This is a genomic window from Campylobacter sp. CFSAN093229 (assembly GCF_011068225.1).
GTDB lineage: Bacteria > Campylobacterota > Campylobacteria > Campylobacterales > Campylobacteraceae > Campylobacter_D > Campylobacter_D jejuni.
The window spans coordinates 1-17,109 of sequence record NZ_JAAMXB010000012.1 but is presented as its reverse complement, the minus strand read 5'-3'; the positions used below and the strand labels follow the sequence as shown (position 1 = coordinate 17,109).

The following is a 17,109-nucleotide window of genomic DNA, read 5'->3' as shown; positions in this document are numbered from 1 at the left end:
TATTCCTTTATTAAAATTTTCTTCCATTTTTTCCTGCGATGATAAAACGCAAAGCATTAAGCTTGATAAAGCCTGCTGCGTCTTTTTGATTATACACTTCATCTTCTTCAAAAGTACAATAAGCTACGTTAAACAAGCTATCATTTGCACTTTCGCGTCCTATAATCATCACATTGCCTTTGTAAAGCTCGAGTTTTACTCTGCCATTGGCATGAATTTGTGACTCGTCGATTAAGGCTTGAAGCATCATTCTTTCAGGCGAGAACCAATAGCCATTATAAATTAAACTTGCGTATTTTGGCATGAGTTCATCTTTTAAGTGTGCTGCTTCTCTATCAAGCGTGATGCTTTCAAGCGCTCTATGTGCTTTTAAAAGTATAGTACCGCCTGGAGTTTCGTAACAACCACGGCTTTTCATGCCTACATAGCGATTTTCTACTATATCAAGGCGTCCTATACCGTGTTTGCAGCCTAGTTCGTTAAGTTTGGTTAAAAGTTCTGCGGGACTTAGTTTTTCTCCATTTATCGCTACTAAATCTCCTTTTTGGAAATCAAGTTCTATAATTTCACTTTCATTTGGAGCGTCTTTTGGGCTTTTACTCCATCTCCACATATCTTCTTCAGGTGCGTGTGCAGGATCTTCTAAAACAAGTCCTTCGTAAGAAATATGAAGTAAATTTGCGTCCATAGAATAAGGGGATTTTCCTTTTTTCTTAGAAATATCAATACCGTGTTTTTGCGCATAAGCAAGGAGTTTTTCACGACTGTTTAAATCCCACTCACGCCATGGAGCGATGATTTTTAAATCGGGATTAAAAGCAAGATAGCCAAGTTCAAAACGCACTTGATCATTTCCTTTACCTGTGGCACCATGGCTTACCGCATCAGCACCTGTTTGCATGGCGATTTGTGCTTGAGTTTTTGCTATAAGCGGTCTTGCTATACTTGTTCCTAAAAGATATTCTCCTTCATAAATCGCATTGGCTCTAAACATAGGAAATACATAATCTTTAACAAATTCATCTCTTAAATCTTTAATGAAAATATTTTCTTCTTTTATGCCTAAAGAAAGGGCTTTTTTTCTTGCAGGTTCGAGTTCTTCACCTTGACCAATATCTGCTGTAAAAGTTACAACTTCACAATTATACTCATCTTGAAGCCATTTTAAAATGATGCTCGTATCAAGCCCTCCAGAATACGCTAAAACTACTTTTTTTACTTCATTTTTCATAAGATATCCTTTGTTAAAATAGATTTGAAAATTGTAAAATTGTATCCAAATTTCATTAAAGAAAAGTTTTTACTTGCTATTTTCTTAAAAAATAAAGCAAAGGCATAAGCAAATTTTGTTCCAAAAATTGATTTTTTTTGCTAAAATTGCTTTTATGAGAGTAGATAAATTTTTAAATGTAATTAATATCACGAAAAGAAGAGCTATTTCTGAGGATATGTGTAAAAGTGGTGTAGTGGGGATTAATGGCGTTATTGTTAAGGCGAGTAAAGAGGTTAAGGTGGGTGATATCATCACTTTGCATTTTACTGAATACACTCAAAAATATAAAGTGCTAGCTCTACCTAGTACGAAAAGCATTCCTAAAAACGCACAAAATGAATATGTGGTAAAATTATGAAAGAATTTATTTTAGCAAAAGATGAGATCAAAACGATGCTTCAAATAATGCCTAAAGAAGGTGTTGTTTTGCTTCAAGGAGATTTGGCTAGCGGAAAAACAAGCTTAGTACAAGCTTGGGTTAAATTTCTTGGTCTTGATGCAAGGGTAGATTCTCCAACTTTTTCCACTATGCAAAAATATGAAAATCATGATATTTGCATTTATCATTATGATATTTATCAAGAAGGTTTAGAAGGACTTTTAGCGAATGGTTTATTTGAAAATTTTTTTGAAAAAGGTTTGCATTTGGTTGAATGGGGCGGTGAAAATTTGAAAAAAACTTTAATGAAATTTGGAATTTCTACTATCCAGATTAAAATTAGCATTAAAGACGACAAAAGAAAGTATGAAATTTATGAGTAAATTAGAAATTGTAAATTTAGAAAAAATTATTAAAAAAACTAAGATTATACATGGAATTTCTTTAGAGGTTAATAGCGGAGAAGTTGTAGGACTTTTAGGGCCAAATGGTGCAGGAAAAACGACAACTTTTTATATGATATGTGGACTTATTTCCCCAAGTAGTGGAAAAGTTCTTTTAGACGGTTTAGATGTGACAAAAGATCCTTTAAATAAAAGAGCTAGATCAGGGATAGGTTATTTACCTCAAGAAAGTAGTATTTTTAAGGATTTAAGCGTAGAAGATAACCTGCTTTTAGCGGCTCAGATTTTTTATAAAGATAAAAAAATTTTACATGATAAAGTTGAGCAAATGCTTGAACTCTTAAGTATAGAGCCTATTCGTTTAAGGAAAGGTTTAAGTTTAAGTGGAGGTGAAAGAAGGCGTTGTGAGATCGCTAGAAGCTTGATGTGCGAACCTAAGTTTTTACTTCTTGATGAGCCTTTTGCAGGTGTTGATCCTATAGCAGTGGCTGAAATTCAAACTTTAATTAAAGAGCTTAAAAGATTGGGGATTGGGGTTTTAATTACCGATCATAATGTGCGTGAGACTTTGGCTATTTGTGATAGAGCTTATGTTATAAGATCAGGTTCTTTGCTTGCTAGTGGGAATGCTGATGAAATTGCAACCAATAAAGACGTGAAAAAGTATTATTTAGGAGCGGAGTTTAAACTCCTTGATTGATGTTAAAGCAAAAAATCACCCAAGCACCCAAGACTAAAATTTCTCAAACTTTACGCTCTTGGTTGCCGATTTTACAAGCAAATATAGAGGATTTAAAAGAAAATTTAGATAAATTTGCTGAGGATAATCCTTTCTTAAATGTTCAAGATTCGATACAAACTCATGATAAGGGTAAGAATTATTTTGATTCATTTTATAAACATAATGTAAATTCGGCTTTTGTGGATAGTAAAGGACTTGCCAAAAAAAGTGTTTATGAGCTTTTAAATGAACAGATTCTTCCTCCTTTGTTTCCTACAAACAAATCTCAAGAACTTGCAAAAAAAATTATAGAATGCTTAAATGAGGAAGGATATTTTGAATACGATGGAGAATTTTTAAAAGAGTATTCTTTGGAAGAAATTGAGCGAGTAAGAGCAAGATTTAAATTTTTAGATCCTGTAGGAGTGGGAGCTAAAGATTATAAAGAAGCATTTTTATTTGCTCTTGAAAATATGGAGTTAGATGAAGATATTGATGAGTTTTGTAGAATGTTGATTATGGATTTTGAAAATATACAAAACTATACCAAAGAGCCTTTATATAAAGAAGCATTGGCTGTACTTAAGCGTTTTAGCACTCCTCCTTTTTTGGAATATTTTGAAGATTCTCGTATAATTGTTCCTGATATTTTTGTTTATAAAGAAAATGGTGAAATTAAAGTAAAAATCAATGATGATTATTATCCTGAAATTTCAATCCAAACTGATGGTTTAGAGCATGATTTTTTAAGTCATTACATCAAAGAAGCAAAAAATTTAGTTGATGCTTTAGCGATGAGAAAAGCTACTCTTTATAAAATAGGGCTTATGATAGTAGAATATCAATATGATTTTTTCATGGGAAAAGAGATAAAACCTATGACTTTTAAGGATTTAGCACTTGATTTAGAACGCAATGCTTCGACTATATCAAGAGCTGTGGCAAATAAATATTTAAGTTGTGAAAGAGGACTTATTCCCTTGCGTGATTTTTTTGCTTTTGCTCTTGATGAAGAGGGAGAGACTTCAAATGTAGGTGTTAAAGAATTTGTGGCAAATTTAGTAAAGAATGAAGATCGCAATAAACCTTTAAGCGATAGTAAAATTTTAGAATTAATCAAAGAAGAATTTAAGGTCGATATCGGACGAAGAACTATTACAAAATATCGCAAACATCTTAATATAGCAAGCTCTACAGATAGAAAAAAAATATATGAACTTGAAGGATAAAATTCTATACAATCTGTCAAACCCATTACACTTTTGTTTTATATTTAAATTTAATTTAAATAATTTAAAAAATTATTATTTTTTATTTTTGGAAATATTATTCTTTAGTTTAAAAATGTGATACAATAATAACTGTTTTTAAATATCAATTTTCAAAGGAGTTAAAATGGACTTTTTAACAAGCCTTAGCGAGGGAGGGCAATTTGCAGTCCAAATCATTATCGTTTTAATTTGTCTTTTTTACGGTGCAAAAAAAGGCGGCATAGCGCTTGGTTTACTTGGTGGTATAGGTATTTTAATGCTTGTATTTGCTTTTCATATAAAGCCTGGAAAACCAGCCATAGATGTTATGTTTACAATTTTAGCGGTAGTGGTTGCGAGTGCAACTTTGCAAGCAAGTGGTGGTTTAGATGTTATGCTTCAAATAGCAGAAAGAATTTTAAGACGTAATCCTAAGTTTTTAACAATATTAGCGCCTTTTGTAACCTGCTTTTTGACTATACTTTGTGGAACAGGACATGTGGTTTATACTATTATGCCTATTATTTATGATATAGCGATTAAAAACGGTATTCGTCCTGAGCGTCCAATGGCAGCAGCTTCTATATCATCACAAATGGGTATTATTGCATCTCCTGTATCTGTGGCTGTTGTGAGTTTGACTGCTTTGCTTTTAAATGCTAATCATAAATTAGTAGGTTTTGATGGTTATATCAATCTTCTTCAAATTACCATACCTAGTACATTATTTGGTGTATTGTGTATAGGAATTTTTTCTTGGTTTAGAGGAAAAGATTTGGATAAAGATGAAGTATTTCAAGAAAAACTTAAAGATCCTGAATTTAAAAAATATGTTTACGGGGATTCTAAAACACTTTTAGGCGTTAAACTTCCAAAAAGCAATTGGGTTGCAATGTGGATTTTCTTAGGAGCTATTGCTTTAGTAGCTTTATTAGGTGTATTTGATTTCTTGCGCCCAAACTGGGGACAAGTTGTAAAAAATGGCATTCCTCAAGTAGATGCTTTAGGCAACCCTAAAATGGATGTTTTATCCATGGTTTCAGTTATTCAGATGTTTATGCTTTTAGCAGGTTCTTTGATTATCATCTTTACTAAAACAGATGTAAAGAAAATCGGCTCTAATGAAATTTTTAAATCAGGTATGATAGCACTTGTTGCGGTTTTTGGAATTTCTTGGATGGCTGATACTATGTTTGCAGTTCACACTCCTATGATGAAAGCAGCGCTTGGAGATATAGTAAAAGAGCATCCTTGGACTTATGCTGTAATGCTTCTTTTAATTTCAAAATTTGTAAACTCTCAAGCAGCAGCTATTTCGGCTTTTGTTCCTTTGGCTTTAGGAATTGGTGTTGAACCTGGTGTAATTGTTGCCTTTGCGGCTGCTTGTTATGGGTATTATATTTTACCAACTTATCCAAGCGATTTAGCTACTATACAATTTGATAGATCGGGTACTACTCACATTGGTAAATTTGTTATCAATCATAGTTTTATTTTGCCAGGTCTTATAGGTGTAATCACTTCTTGTATAGCAGGATATTTTATTGCTATGGCAGCGGGTTATCTTTAACAATTTTTAGCAGGATTTTTCCTGCTAAATTCTTCATTTATCTTTTTATTTAATATAGATAAAAATTATAAATAAATCATAAAATTAGTATTAATCAAAATATAAGCTTAACAAGGATAGAATAAATCCTATTTTGAATCAATGAGAAAGGGCTATCCTATGGATGTTATCTTTGCTTTGCTTCTGCTTTTAGCTTTTGGTAGCTTATGGTTTTTTATCCGTTTTTGTGAAATTCAAACTAGGACACGCGGATGATATTTTTACTAGTTTTAAGCTTAATATTTGCTCTTTATTTATTTTATGCTCTATTATATCCTGAAAAATTTTAAAGGAAAAATATGCTAGAAATTTTAATAACACTGATTATAGCTTTTATATTGGCTTTAATTTTTGGAAATTATCTTTATAAAATTGCAAGCTGTAAAAAAACTATTTTTGATTTTATTTTTAATCCAATTGATAACTTAATTTATAAAATTTGTGCAATTGATAGAAAAAATATGACTTGGCAAAAATATTCTTTGCATTTAATTGCTTTTAATGCCTTAGTGGCTATTTTTTCTTTCGTGATTTTTTATTTGCAAGATAAACTTTTTTTAAATCCCAATTTGATAAATTCTATGAAAGGGGATTTGAATTTAAATACTGTAATTAGTTTTATTACAAATACAAACCTTCAGCATTATAGTGGAGAAAGTGCTTTAAGTTTGCTTTCGCAAAATACAGGCATTTTGCTTGCTATGTTTGTTTCAAGTGCAAGTGGATATTCTGCTTGTATGGCTTTTTGTCGTGCTTTATGTGGTATACAAATGGGAAATTTTTATGAAGATTTTACGCGTATTATTACGCGTTTGATGTTGCCTTTAAGTTTTATTTTGGCTGTAATTTTTATCTCTGAAGGCGTGGTGCAAAACTATCACGCAAATTTTAGCGTGCTTACTTTAGAAAATAAATTTCAAAGCATTGCCACAGGTCCTGTTGCAGCTCTTGAGTCTATAAAACATTTAGGGACAAACGGGGGTGGTTTTTTTGGTGCTAATTCAAGCATGCCTTTTGAAAATCCTACTTCACTTACAAATTTTTTACAAATTTTATCCATGATGCTTATTCCTAGTGCCTGTGTTGTAGCTTTTGGATTGATGGTTTATCATAGAAAAGAGAGGCAAGGTTTTGCTCTTATGGGAAAAGAAGGGGGAGTTATTTTTGGCGCAATGGGGATTATTTTTATCATTTCTTTGCTTTTAATTTATTTTAGCGAAAAAATGTCAAATCCAAATTTGGATTCTTTGGGTTTAAATGCAAATTTGGGAAATTTAGAAGGTAAAGAAATAAGATTTGGCACAGATGGTTCGAGTTTATTTAGTGCTGTAACTACTGCTTTTACTACAGGAAGTGTCAATAATATGCACGATAGTTTAAATCCTTTAAGCATCAGCGCTACTTTGTTGAATATGATGCTAAATGTAGCTTTTGGTGGCGAAGGAGTAGGGCTTATGAATATGATTATTTATGTACTTTTAACCGTGTTTATTTGTGCACTAATGATAGGCAGAACTCCAGAATTCTTGGGTAAAAAAATAGAAAGCACACAAATGAAGCTTATAGCTTTGGTAATTCTTATCCATCCTTTATTAATCCTTGTTTTAAGTGCATTAGCTGTTGTTTTTACAAAAGATAGTATAAGCAATCCTAGCTTTCATGGCTTGGCTCAAATTTTGTATGAATTTAGTTCTTCGGCAGCAAATAATGGTTCAGGACTTGAAGGTTTAAAAGATGATAATTTATTTTGGAATTTAAGTACAGCTTTTGCTATGTTTTGTGGGCGTTATTTGGTTTTAATAGCTCAGCTTGCTATAGCTGGATCGCTTTTGGCTAAAAATACACAAGAAAATACTGCAAATTCTTTAAAAACGGATAATTTAACTTTTATGTTTGTGCTTGTTTGTATTATATATATTTTTGCTGCACTTACTTTTTTTCCAGTGCTTACTTTATCAAGCGTTGCAGAATATTTATCTTTATGGCATTAAGGAGAGTCAATGTCTAAAAAACAAAATAAACTCATTACAAAAGAAATTTTAAATAATGCCATAAAAGGAGCATTTTTAAAATTTGATCCACGCTTTATGGTAAAAAATCCTGTTATGTTTATTGTGGAAGTTGGATTGATTCTTACTTTGATTTTAAGTATTTTTCCTACTTTGTTTAATGGAAATTCTGATGAAAGAATTTATAACATCTTAATCACTTTTATTTTATTTATAACCTTGCTCTTTGCAAATTTTGCAGAAAGTATTGCAGAAGGAAGGGGTAAAGCCCAAGCAGCTACTTTAAGACAAAGCAAAAAGGATTCTAAAGCTAGATGCATAAAAAGTGATGGCAGTGAAGAAATGCTTAATTCTAGCGAGTTAAAAATAGGTGATATAGTTTTGGTTAAAGCAGGTGAACTTATACCTAATGATGGAGAAATTATAGAAGGTGCTGCAAGTGTTGATGAGTCAGCTATTACAGGTGAAAGTGCACCTGTTATGCGTGAAGCGGGCGGTGATTTTTCTTCTGTTACAGGTGGGACTACGGTTTTAACTGATTTTTTAAAGATTAAAATTTTAGTTGGAGCTGGGGAAAGTTTTTTAGATAAAATGATCAATCTTGTAGAAGGTGCTGCGCGTCAAAAAACTCCAAATGAAATTGCTCTTAATACTCTTTTAATTGTTCTTAGTTTGAGTTTTTTGGTGGTGGTTGTAAGTTTATATCCTTTTATGCAATTTTTAGGCGTGAGCTTGCCTATTTCGTGGTTAGTAGCATTGCTTGTATGTCTTATTCCTACAACTATAGGGGGGCTTTTATCAGCTATAGGAATAGCAGGTATGGACAGGGTAACGCGTTTTAATGTGATCGCGCTTTCAGGTAAGGCTGTTGAAAGTTGTGGTGATGTTGATACTATGATTTTAGATAAAACGGGAACGATTACTTTTGGAAACCGTTTGGCAAATGAATTTTATGAAGTCCAAGGTATAAGTAAAGAAGAAATGATTAAAGCTTGTGTTTTATCCTCTTTAAAAGATGAAACTCCAGAAGGTAAAAGTATAGTTGCATTGGCTCAAAAAATGGGTTATGAATTAGAAGGTAATGATATTAAAGAATTTATCGAATTTAGCGCCCAAAATAGAATGAGCGGTGTGGATTTGCAAGATAATACAAAAATTCGCAAAGGTGCTTTTGATGCTATAAGAGCTTATATAAGCGAAATGAATGGAAAAATTCCTAGCGATTTAGAAACTAAGGTAATGGAAATTTCAAATCTTGGTGGCACTCCTTTGGTAGTGTGTAAAAATGAAAAAATTTTAGGAGTGATTTATCTAAAGGATACAGTAAAACCAGGACTTAAAGAGCGTTTTGATGAGCTTAGAAAAATGGGCATAAAAACTTTAATGTGTACTGGAGATAATCCTTTAACAGCAGCTACTATAGCTAAAGAAGCAGGGCTTGATGGATTTATAGCAGAATGCAAGCCTGAAGATAAAATAGAAGCCATTAAAAAAGAACAAGCCCAAGGTAAGATAGTAGCCATGACAGGAGATGGAACCAATGATGCTCCAGCTCTTGCACAAGCTGATGTAGGTATAGCTATGAACTCAGGAACTCAAGCAGCCAAAGAAGCAGCCAATATGATAGATCTTGATTCTAATCCTACTAAAATTTTAGAAGTAGTTGAAATAGGAAAAGGTTTGCTTATTACTAGGGGTAGTCTTACAACTTTTAGTATGGCAAATGATATTGCTAAGTATTTTGCTATTTTACCTGCTATGTTTAGTGTGGTTTTACCTCAAATGCAAATTTTAAATATTATGCATTTGGCTACCCCGCAAAGTGCTATTTTATCAGCACTTATTTTTAATGCTATTATTATACCTTTGCTCATACCTATTGCTATGCGTGGAGTTAAATTTAAGCCTATGAAAAGCGAGCATTTGCTTTTAAGAAATTTGAGTATTTATGGTTTAGGCGGTATGATCGCACCTTTTATAGGGATAAAAATAATTGATATTCCTACAGCTTGGATACTTAGAATTTTAGGAGTGTGATATGCTTAGAACTTTGCTTAGTTTTTTTGCGGTAATGCTAATATTGTGTACTCTTATTTATCCTTTTGCTTTAAATACAGTTGCAAAATTTATTTTTCCTTATCAATCAAGTGGAAGTTTAGTGGATAAAGAAGGTCGTCCAACTTTGGATATAAGTAAAGCGGTAGGTTCAAAGCTTTTGGGTCAAGATTTTAATAAGCCTTATTTTCTACATTCAAGAGCATCTGTATTAAATTACAATACAAGTGATACAAATGAAAGCAGTGTAAGTTCAGGTGGATTTAATTATGCTATGTCAAATCCTGCTTTAAAAGAGCGTGTGCAAAAAGATTTGCAAAAATTTTTAGATGAAAATCCGCAAATTACAAAAGAACAAATTCCTTTGGATTTATTAAGCGCTTCAGGATCAGGTCTTGATCCTCATATCAGTCTTCAAGCAGCCCTAGTGCAAATTCCTAGGATAAGTCAATCTTCAAAAATCACCAAAGAAGAATTAGAAAAAATCATTCAAGAAAATACAGAGTCTAAATTTTTAGGGATTTTTGGGGAAGAAAAAGTTAATGTTTTAGCCGTTAATATAGCTATTGCTAAAGCCATGAAAAAAGAATAAACATGCAAAGACAAAGTCCTGAACAAATTCTTAAAAAACTTGAGGTTAAAGCCAAGGAAGAAGAAAAAAACAAACTTGCAAAATTAAAAATCTTCTTAGGTTATGCTGCAGGTTCTGGAAAAACTTATGCTATGTTAAGTGAAGCTAGAACTTTAAGGGATAATGGAGTTGATGTTGTTTTAGGCTATATAGAGCCTCACGATAGACCTGAAACAATGGCTTTAACACAAGGTTTTGAAAGTATAGCTAATCTTGAAATTCCTTATAAAAATATAGTATTAAAAGAATTTGATTTAGACGCTACCCTTAAGAGAAAACCTGCTTTGGTTTTAGTAGATGAGCTTGCACACACTAATGCTAAAGGCTTGCGTAATGAAAAGCGTTTTCAAGATATAGAAGAACTTCTAAAAGCAGGTATTGATGTTTATACTACTTTAAATATACAACATTTAGAAAGTTTAAATGATTTAGTCGCTAATATCAGTAAGATAGAAGTTAAAGAGCGTATTCCTGATCGTATTTTTGATGATGCTGATCAGGTTGAACTTGTTGATATTGAACCCAATAAGCTTTTAAAAAGAATGCAAGATGGTAAAATTTATAAGGAAAAACAAGCCAAACTAGCACTTGAAAATTTCTTTCGTCAAGAAAGACTTATAGCTTTGCGTGAGATTGCCTTAAGAAGACTTGCTTCAAGAGTGAATTTAAGAGCAAGTGAACAAAGGCTTATTAATGATGATTTAGCTTATCATACTGGAGAGCATATTTTAGTTTGTATTAATGCTTCAAATGCAAAGGTTATTCGTGCAGCTGCAAGACTTGCTTTAGCTTTTCATGCTAAATTGAGTGCGCTTTATATAAAAAATCCCAATATTAAAGAAGAAAAAGCCTTAAAAGAAAATATAGAACTAGCTAAAAGTTTTGATGCTGAAATCATTAGCGTATATGATGATGATATAGCAAGACAAATTGCAGAGTATTCAAGCCTTAGCAATGTTTCTAAAATTGTTTTAGGTAAAAATAAAGATAAAAAAAAGTTTAAAGAAGAGATTTTTGAAGCTGTTGCCAAAAAAGCACCCAATATTGATTTATATCTTGTTAATGAAAATCAAATTTCTACTCCTAAAATACGAAGTAAAAAAGGTTTTGATTTTTTAGGTTTTTTAAAAATCACAGGAGTTTTGCTTTTAGCAACTTTTATAGCTTTTGTGTTTCATAAATTTAATACTCAGCCAAGTAATATAGTTATGATTTTTATTTTAGCAGTTTTTGCTTCTTCTTTTATTTCTGATAATAAAATTTTCGCCTTTTATTCTTCTTTAGTAAGTGTCTTAATTTATAATTTTTTCTTTTTAGAACCTATTTTTAGTCTTAAAGTTCATGATAGTGGAAATATTATTACTTTTACAACTATGTTTATAGTTGGATTTTTAACAGCTGTTTTTACTAGAAGATTAAAATTGCAATCTAAAGAACTCACTAAAAGAGCTTATAGAACAGCTATTTTGCTTGAAAATAGTGAAAAGTTAGCAAGAGTGAAAAGCAAACAAGAGCTTTGGGAACAACTTGGAAATCAAGCTTTAAAATTATTAAATTTACCTATTATTATTTATCCTATAAATAAAAACAATATTTTATCAAAACCTTTGTTGTTTTTTAACGATGATAAGCAAATGTTAAAAAATTGTTTTAGTGCTGATGAGATTGCTATTGCTCAATGGGTTGCAACAAATAAAGAAAGAGCAGGTGTTTGCACAAATACCCTGCCTAATGCTAATGCTATGTATTTACCTATAGAAGATGGGGAAAAAACTAAAGGGGTCATAGGTATAGTTTTAAAAGAAAAACGTCCCTTGCAAGACTTTCAGTATGAAATTTTAAGTGCTTTACTTAATGAGGCAGGAGTTAGAACAAGGGATATATTTTTATTATAAATCCCTTAATTTATTAATCTCATCTCTAATTGCGGCAGCTTTTTCAAACTCAAGTGCTTTTGCTGCTTCAAGCATTTGTTTTCTTAATTCTTTGACAAGTTTAGCTCTTTCGCTAGCTGGCATTTTTTCTAGTTTTTTACCTTTGCGATAAATTTTGCCTAAATCCTCTTCATTTTTCAAACTTTCTTCAATATGGCGTTTGACTGAAGTTGGGGTAATATTGTATTTTTTATTATAAGCCATTTGAAGTTTGCGGCGTTCATTGGTGGTATCCATAGCTTCTTGCATGGATTTTGTGATTTTTTTGCAAAAAAGCAAAACCTTACCATTGACATTTCTAGCTGCTCTTCCCATGGTTTGGATTAAACTTGTTGTACTTCTTAAAAAGCCTTCCTTATCTGCATCCATAATGGCAATGAGTGAAACTTCAGGCAAATCAAGTCCTTCTCTAAGTAAGTTAATGCCAATTAGCATATCAAAAGCACCGCTTCTTAAACCTCTTATGATTTCATTGCGTTCTATAGCATCGATATCTGAGTGCATGTATTTGACTTTTATACCAAGTTCTAAATAATACCTTGTAAGTTCTTCAGCGAGTTTTTTAGTCAGCACGGTTACTAAAACCCGTTCGTTTCTTTGTATGACTTTTTTAGCCTCATCAAATAAAATTTCAACCTGATTATCACTATCTTTTAATTCTATTAAAGGATCAAGCAGTCCTGTAGGACGCATGATTTGATGAAAGATATTTTCTTTACTCAGTTCAAGTTCTAAAGGTGCAGGTGTGGCTGAAACAAAAAGAAATTGACAATTTTTATGGATAAATTCATCAAACATTAAAGGACGGTTATCCAAGGCTGAAGGCAAACGAAAACCATAATCAACCAAGGTTTGTTTTCTGCTTCTATCTCCTGCAAACATACCCCTAAATTGTGGTAAAGATACATGGCTTTCATCGACTATAACAAGAAATTTTCTATCTTTAATCGCAAAATAATCAAAAAGCGTATAAGGAGTATCACCTTCTTTAAGTCCTGTTAAATGCCTTGCATAATTTTCAACACCTTTACACATTCCTGTGCTTGTAAGCATTTCAAGATCAAATTCAACCCTTTGTTTAAGGCGTTGATATTCTACGAGTTTATTTTCATGTTCAAAATAAGCAAGGCGTTCGTTAAGTTCTGCTTTGATATCTTTTATCGCTTGTTTTAGTCTTGTTTCGCCCACGCTAAACTGGCTTGTAGGATAGAGTATGAAGCGTTTTAAATCTTTGCCTTTTTTATTTTCTAAAACATTGTAATGATACATAGTATCAAGCTCATCGCCAAAAAATTCAAGCCTTACTACTTCATCTTCATAATAAGCCGGATAAATATCTATAATATCTCCTTGAACTCTAAAATCTGCACGATCAAAAAAATTATCATTTCTTTTATAACCCATATCTACAAGTTTTTTTAAAAGTTCTTTTTGTGAAATTTGCATACCTAGTTCAAAGATTAAAACCATGCCTATGTATTCATTTGGATTACCAAGTCCATAATTTGCCGAAACACTAGCTATGCAAACTACATCTTCATAACTTAAAAGAGAAGCAGTAGCACTCAGTCTTAAACGTTCTAAGTCTTCGTTAGTAGAGCTGTCTTTTTCTATGAAAACATCAGTGCGTGGGATATAGGCTTCAGGTTGATAATAATCATAATAAGATATAAAATATTCCACATGATTTTTAGAAAAAAAGCCTTTAAATTCGCTATAAAGTTGAGCGCAAAGGCTTTTGTTGTGACTCATGATAAGAGTAGGCATATTAAGTTCTTTAATGACATTTGCCATGGTAAAGGTTTTTCCACTTCCTGTAACGCCTAGTAAGGTTTGATATTTGTTGCCTTTTTTTATACTTTTTACTATGCCTTTTATGGCTTCTTGTTGATCGGGACTGGGTTTAAATTCGCTGGTAAGTTCTAACATTTTTCTACTTTATTTTTATTTTTGAAAAAATTTTAAAAGAAAATGCTTTAATTAAAAATTAATTGACAATAAAAACCTAAATTTAAATTTTTTTCTGCTACAATATCAAATAATATTTTCCATAAATTACAAATTTCTTAAGAAGGCAAAAATATGTTTGATGAAAAAATAATCAATACTATGACAGATAAAGTAAATGAATTAATTGAAAAGTATAACGAAGTTTGCGAAGCCAATGAGGCTTTAAGAAATGAGCTTGTAAGCGTTAAAGCACAAAATGAAGCAAAAAGTAATCAAATCATGCGTTTAGAAGAAGAACTTAAATCTCGCAATATAGAAAGCGAAGATATTTATAAGAAAATAGAGGCTGTTCTTGGCAGATAATCTAAAACAAGTCATTGTTAATGTCAATGCAAAAGATTTCATTGTTAAGTGCAGTGAAGAATTTGCAAATTTTTTAGAAGATGATATCGCTTTGATTTCTGGCGGTACTAAAAAAATAGAACTTAAACGCTTTGTAGATGCGTTTGTTAAAAAAAGTTATGAAAATTATATTTTAGAAAGAGAACTTAAGAAACTAATAAAAGCAATCAATGAAGAACTCCCGACAAAATGAATAAAGCTTTTACTTTGCTTGAGCTTTTTTTTGTGATTTTGATTTTGGGAATTTTATCAAGCTTATCTTTATCTTTTATCAATACTACAAAAGATGAGGTTAAAATTTTAAAATTAAAAATGGACTATGAAATGCTAAGCTCAGCTCTTGCTTTAATGCGTAGTCAAATGAGACTTAAAAATTTAAATTTTCCAGAAATTTTAGATAATGCGCAAAACAATCAAGCCAAAGAAAAACTCTTTTATTGTTTAAATGATTGTGATTATTCTTTGCTTGATACACCTATTTATTCTGATTTTAAATCTTGGATAAAAATAGGTAAAAATCACTATAGATTTGCATTAAACGCCAAAGAGATGGTTGAATTTATTTATGATTCTAAAGAAGGTTTGTTAAAGTGTATAGGAAGTTCTAGATGCAAAGATCTGATATAAGATATTATGAACTTGCAATTTGTGGTTTGTATTTGGATAATTTAACTTTTCATAGTTTTGATGAAATCAAACCTTTAACACAAGTATTAGTGGATTTAAAAACTAAAAAAAACCTTAAAGCCATTGTGCTTAAAGAATGTCAAAAACCTAATTTTAAAACCGTAGAAATTAAAGAAATTACAAAGTATTTTTTAACTCCTTTGCAATTTGAATTAGCAAATTTTATTGTTTATTATTATGCTTCAAAACTTGGTTTTGTTTTGGGATTTTTTGAAACTAGTCCTAAGTATGAATGTCAAAAAATGTTTTTTAAAGATACCCCTAAGCTAAGCAATCAACAACAAAATGCCTTAAGTTTTCTTCAAAAAGAAAATAATTCTTTACTTTTTGCTGATACAGGCAGTGGCAAGACTGAAATTTATATTTCTTTGATAAAAGAGTGTTTAGGACAGGGTAAGCAAGCTTTACTTTTAATGCCAGAAATTGCACTTACTCCACAAATGAAAAAGCGTTTAGAAGTGTATTTTAAGGATAATTTTTTCCTGTGGCATTCTAAAATTTCAAAGAAAAAAAAGCAAGAATATTTAGAGCGTTTTTGCAAGGGAGAAGTACTTTTAGTAGCGGGTGCAAGATCGGCTTTGTTTTTACCCTTTAGAAATTTAGGACTTATTGTAGTAGATGAAGAACATGATAATTCTTATAAGTCTTCTAATCAACCTTTTATCAATGCAAGAGATTTAGCACTTTTTTTGGGTCAAAAAAATAATATTAAAGTGGTTTTAGGTTCTGCAACCCCATCTTTAACGAGTTTTTACAAACAAAAAAGTTTTAGACTAAAAGGAACTTTTTTTGAGAGTAAAAAGCATTTTTTATATGATGAAAATGAGCTTGGTATAACGCCTATGCTTTTAAGTGAATTAGAAAAAAGTTTAAAACACCAAAAACAAGCTATAGTGTTTTTACCTACAAGGGCTAATTTTAGGCAAATCATTTGCAAGGATTGCGGAGAAACGATAAAATGTCCTTTTTGTTCTATCGCCATGAGTATGCATAAAAAGAAAAATGTTTTAAAATGTCATTATTGTAATTATACTTCTTTAATAGAGCAAAATTGTCCAAGTTGCAAAGGAGAAATGTTAGAAGCTAGAAAAATGGGGACTGCTGAACTTTTAGAGCTTTTGCAAAATGCTTTGCCTTTAGCAAAAATAGCAAAATTTGATAGCGATGAAATCACAAGCGTTAAAAAGCTTAATACTATTTTAAAAGACTTTAATGAAAATAAGATCGATATACTTATTGGCACCTCTATGCTTGCTAAAGGGCATGATTATCATAGCGTGGATTTGAGTGTGATTTTAGGGCTTGATGAGTATTTGTTGCGTCCTAGTTTTAGAGCGAGTGAAGAAACTTTAGCTTTAGCTATGCAAGTTGCTGGTAGGGCAGGGCGTAAAGGTGAAGCAAGAGTGCTTTTACAAACAAAAAATAGAGCTTTTTTTGAAAAGTATATAGAGGATTATGATGCTTTTTTAAAAGATGAGTTAGAAAATAGAAAAGATCTTTACCCTCCATTTAAACGCCTTTTAAGAGTTCTTATAGAAGATAAAGATCAACAATCCTCACAAAAGCTCTGCGAAAAACTTGCCTATCAATTTAAAAATATCAAACAAGTAGAATTAGTAGGCTATGGAATTTGTGGAGTTGAAATGCTGCATGGAAAATATCGTTTTTATTTATTGCTTAGAAGTGAAAATTATAAAGCTTTAGTGGCAATTGAAAATTATATTTTGCAATTTAAAAATGTAAGTGCGGATATTGATCCTATTGATTTTATATGAAATTAATTTTTAAATCACTCATAAAATCAA

Annotated in this window: 15 protein-coding genes and 1 pseudogene; 14 read left to right on the top strand and 2 right to left on the bottom strand. The window is 31.4% G+C overall.

All coding sequences use genetic code 11. From position 1 onward, the window contains the following. Positions 1 to 10: 10 nt before the first annotated feature. Positions 11 to 1,231: an argininosuccinate synthase gene (locus tag FBE93_RS06490; RefSeq protein ID WP_165434288.1), complete on the bottom strand. Its 1,221-nt coding sequence runs from the start codon at positions 1,229 to 1,231 to the stop codon at positions 11 to 13. Positions 1,232 to 1,385: 154 nt separating this feature from the next. Between FBE93_RS06490 and FBE93_RS06485 the strand changes: the two genes are divergently transcribed. The 10 genes and pseudogenes from FBE93_RS06485 (at position 1,386) to FBE93_RS06440 (ending at position 12,226) form a co-directional block, all read left to right on the top strand. Next, positions 1,386 to 1,631, top strand: a complete 246-nt coding sequence (locus tag FBE93_RS06485; RefSeq protein ID WP_002932492.1) for an RNA-binding S4 domain-containing protein — start codon at positions 1,386 to 1,388, stop codon at positions 1,629 to 1,631. Next, positions 1,628 to 2,035: a tRNA (adenosine(37)-N6)-threonylcarbamoyltransferase complex ATPase subunit type 1 TsaE gene (gene tsaE / locus FBE93_RS06480; protein ID WP_002854905.1), complete on the top strand. Its 408-nt coding sequence runs from the start codon at positions 1,628 to 1,630 to the stop codon at positions 2,033 to 2,035. The genes FBE93_RS06485 and tsaE overlap by 4 nt, the downstream gene beginning before the upstream one ends. Further along, complete coding sequence (gene lptB / locus FBE93_RS06475) at positions 2,028 to 2,756, top strand: LPS export ABC transporter ATP-binding protein (protein ID WP_002855252.1); 729 nt, start codon at positions 2,028 to 2,030, stop codon at positions 2,754 to 2,756. Before tsaE ends, lptB begins: the two co-directional genes overlap by 8 nt. Then, positions 2,756 to 4,006 (top strand): RNA polymerase factor sigma-54, encoded by a 1,251-nt coding sequence (locus tag FBE93_RS06470; protein ID WP_002932495.1) that lies wholly within the window; start codon positions 2,756 to 2,758, stop codon positions 4,004 to 4,006. Before lptB ends, FBE93_RS06470 begins: the two co-directional genes overlap by 1 nt. Before the next feature lie 166 nt (positions 4,007 to 4,172). Beyond that, positions 4,173 to 5,597 (top strand): anaerobic C4-dicarboxylate transporter, encoded by a 1,425-nt coding sequence (locus tag FBE93_RS06465; RefSeq protein WP_002932496.1) that lies wholly within the window; start codon positions 4,173 to 4,175, stop codon positions 5,595 to 5,597. A gap of 141 nt (positions 5,598 to 5,738) precedes the next feature. Next, positions 5,739 to 5,926, top strand: a pseudogene (gene kdpF / locus FBE93_RS06460) (K(+)-transporting ATPase subunit F). A 9-nt stretch (positions 5,927 to 5,935) separates the two neighbouring features. After that, complete coding sequence (gene kdpA, locus FBE93_RS06455) at positions 5,936 to 7,627, top strand: potassium-transporting ATPase subunit KdpA (RefSeq protein WP_002932497.1); 1,692 nt, start codon at positions 5,936 to 5,938, stop codon at positions 7,625 to 7,627. A gap of 9 nt (positions 7,628 to 7,636) precedes the next feature. Continuing rightward, positions 7,637 to 9,682: a potassium-transporting ATPase subunit KdpB gene (gene kdpB / locus FBE93_RS06450; protein WP_002932498.1), complete on the top strand. Its 2,046-nt coding sequence runs from the start codon at positions 7,637 to 7,639 to the stop codon at positions 9,680 to 9,682. A gap of 1 nt (position 9,683) precedes the next feature. After that, the gene (gene kdpC, locus FBE93_RS06445; RefSeq protein WP_165434287.1) at positions 9,684 to 10,292 is read left to right on the top strand and encodes a potassium-transporting ATPase subunit KdpC; all 609 of its coding nucleotides are present in this window, start codon (positions 9,684 to 9,686) and stop codon (positions 10,290 to 10,292) included. A 2-nt stretch (positions 10,293 to 10,294) separates the two neighbouring features. Then, positions 10,295 to 12,226: a sensor histidine kinase KdpD gene (locus FBE93_RS06440; RefSeq protein WP_002932500.1), complete on the top strand. Its 1,932-nt coding sequence runs from the start codon at positions 10,295 to 10,297 to the stop codon at positions 12,224 to 12,226. Here FBE93_RS06440 and uvrB read toward each other — a convergent pair. Next, the gene (uvrB, locus tag FBE93_RS06435; RefSeq protein WP_165434286.1) at positions 12,221 to 14,194 is read right to left on the bottom strand and encodes an excinuclease ABC subunit UvrB; all 1,974 of its coding nucleotides are present in this window, start codon (positions 14,192 to 14,194) and stop codon (positions 12,221 to 12,223) included. The two genes, FBE93_RS06440 and uvrB, sit on opposite strands and share 6 nt — an antisense overlap. Before the next feature lie 153 nt (positions 14,195 to 14,347). Between uvrB and FBE93_RS06430 the strand changes: the two genes are divergently transcribed. The 4 genes from FBE93_RS06430 to FBE93_RS06415 are packed head-to-tail and all read left to right on the top strand — an operon-like array spanning position 14,348 to position 17,079. Beyond that, positions 14,348 to 14,578 carry a hypothetical protein gene (locus FBE93_RS06430; protein ID WP_002852327.1) on the top strand — a complete coding sequence of 77 codons (231 nt, stop codon included), beginning with the start codon at positions 14,348 to 14,350 and terminating at the stop codon, positions 14,576 to 14,578. Beyond that, positions 14,568 to 14,810 carry a hypothetical protein gene (locus tag FBE93_RS06425; RefSeq protein ID WP_002854947.1) on the top strand — a complete coding sequence of 81 codons (243 nt, stop codon included), beginning with the start codon at positions 14,568 to 14,570 and terminating at the stop codon, positions 14,808 to 14,810. Before FBE93_RS06430 ends, FBE93_RS06425 begins: the two co-directional genes overlap by 11 nt. Next, positions 14,807 to 15,244: a prepilin-type N-terminal cleavage/methylation domain-containing protein gene (locus FBE93_RS06420; protein ID WP_165434285.1), complete on the top strand. Its 438-nt coding sequence runs from the start codon at positions 14,807 to 14,809 to the stop codon at positions 15,242 to 15,244. Before FBE93_RS06425 ends, FBE93_RS06420 begins: the two co-directional genes overlap by 4 nt. Continuing rightward, positions 15,226 to 17,079: a primosomal protein N' gene (locus FBE93_RS06415; RefSeq protein ID WP_002932503.1), complete on the top strand. Its 1,854-nt coding sequence runs from the start codon at positions 15,226 to 15,228 to the stop codon at positions 17,077 to 17,079. The genes FBE93_RS06420 and FBE93_RS06415 overlap by 19 nt, the downstream gene beginning before the upstream one ends. The last annotated feature ends 30 nt before the right edge of the window (positions 17,080 to 17,109 follow it).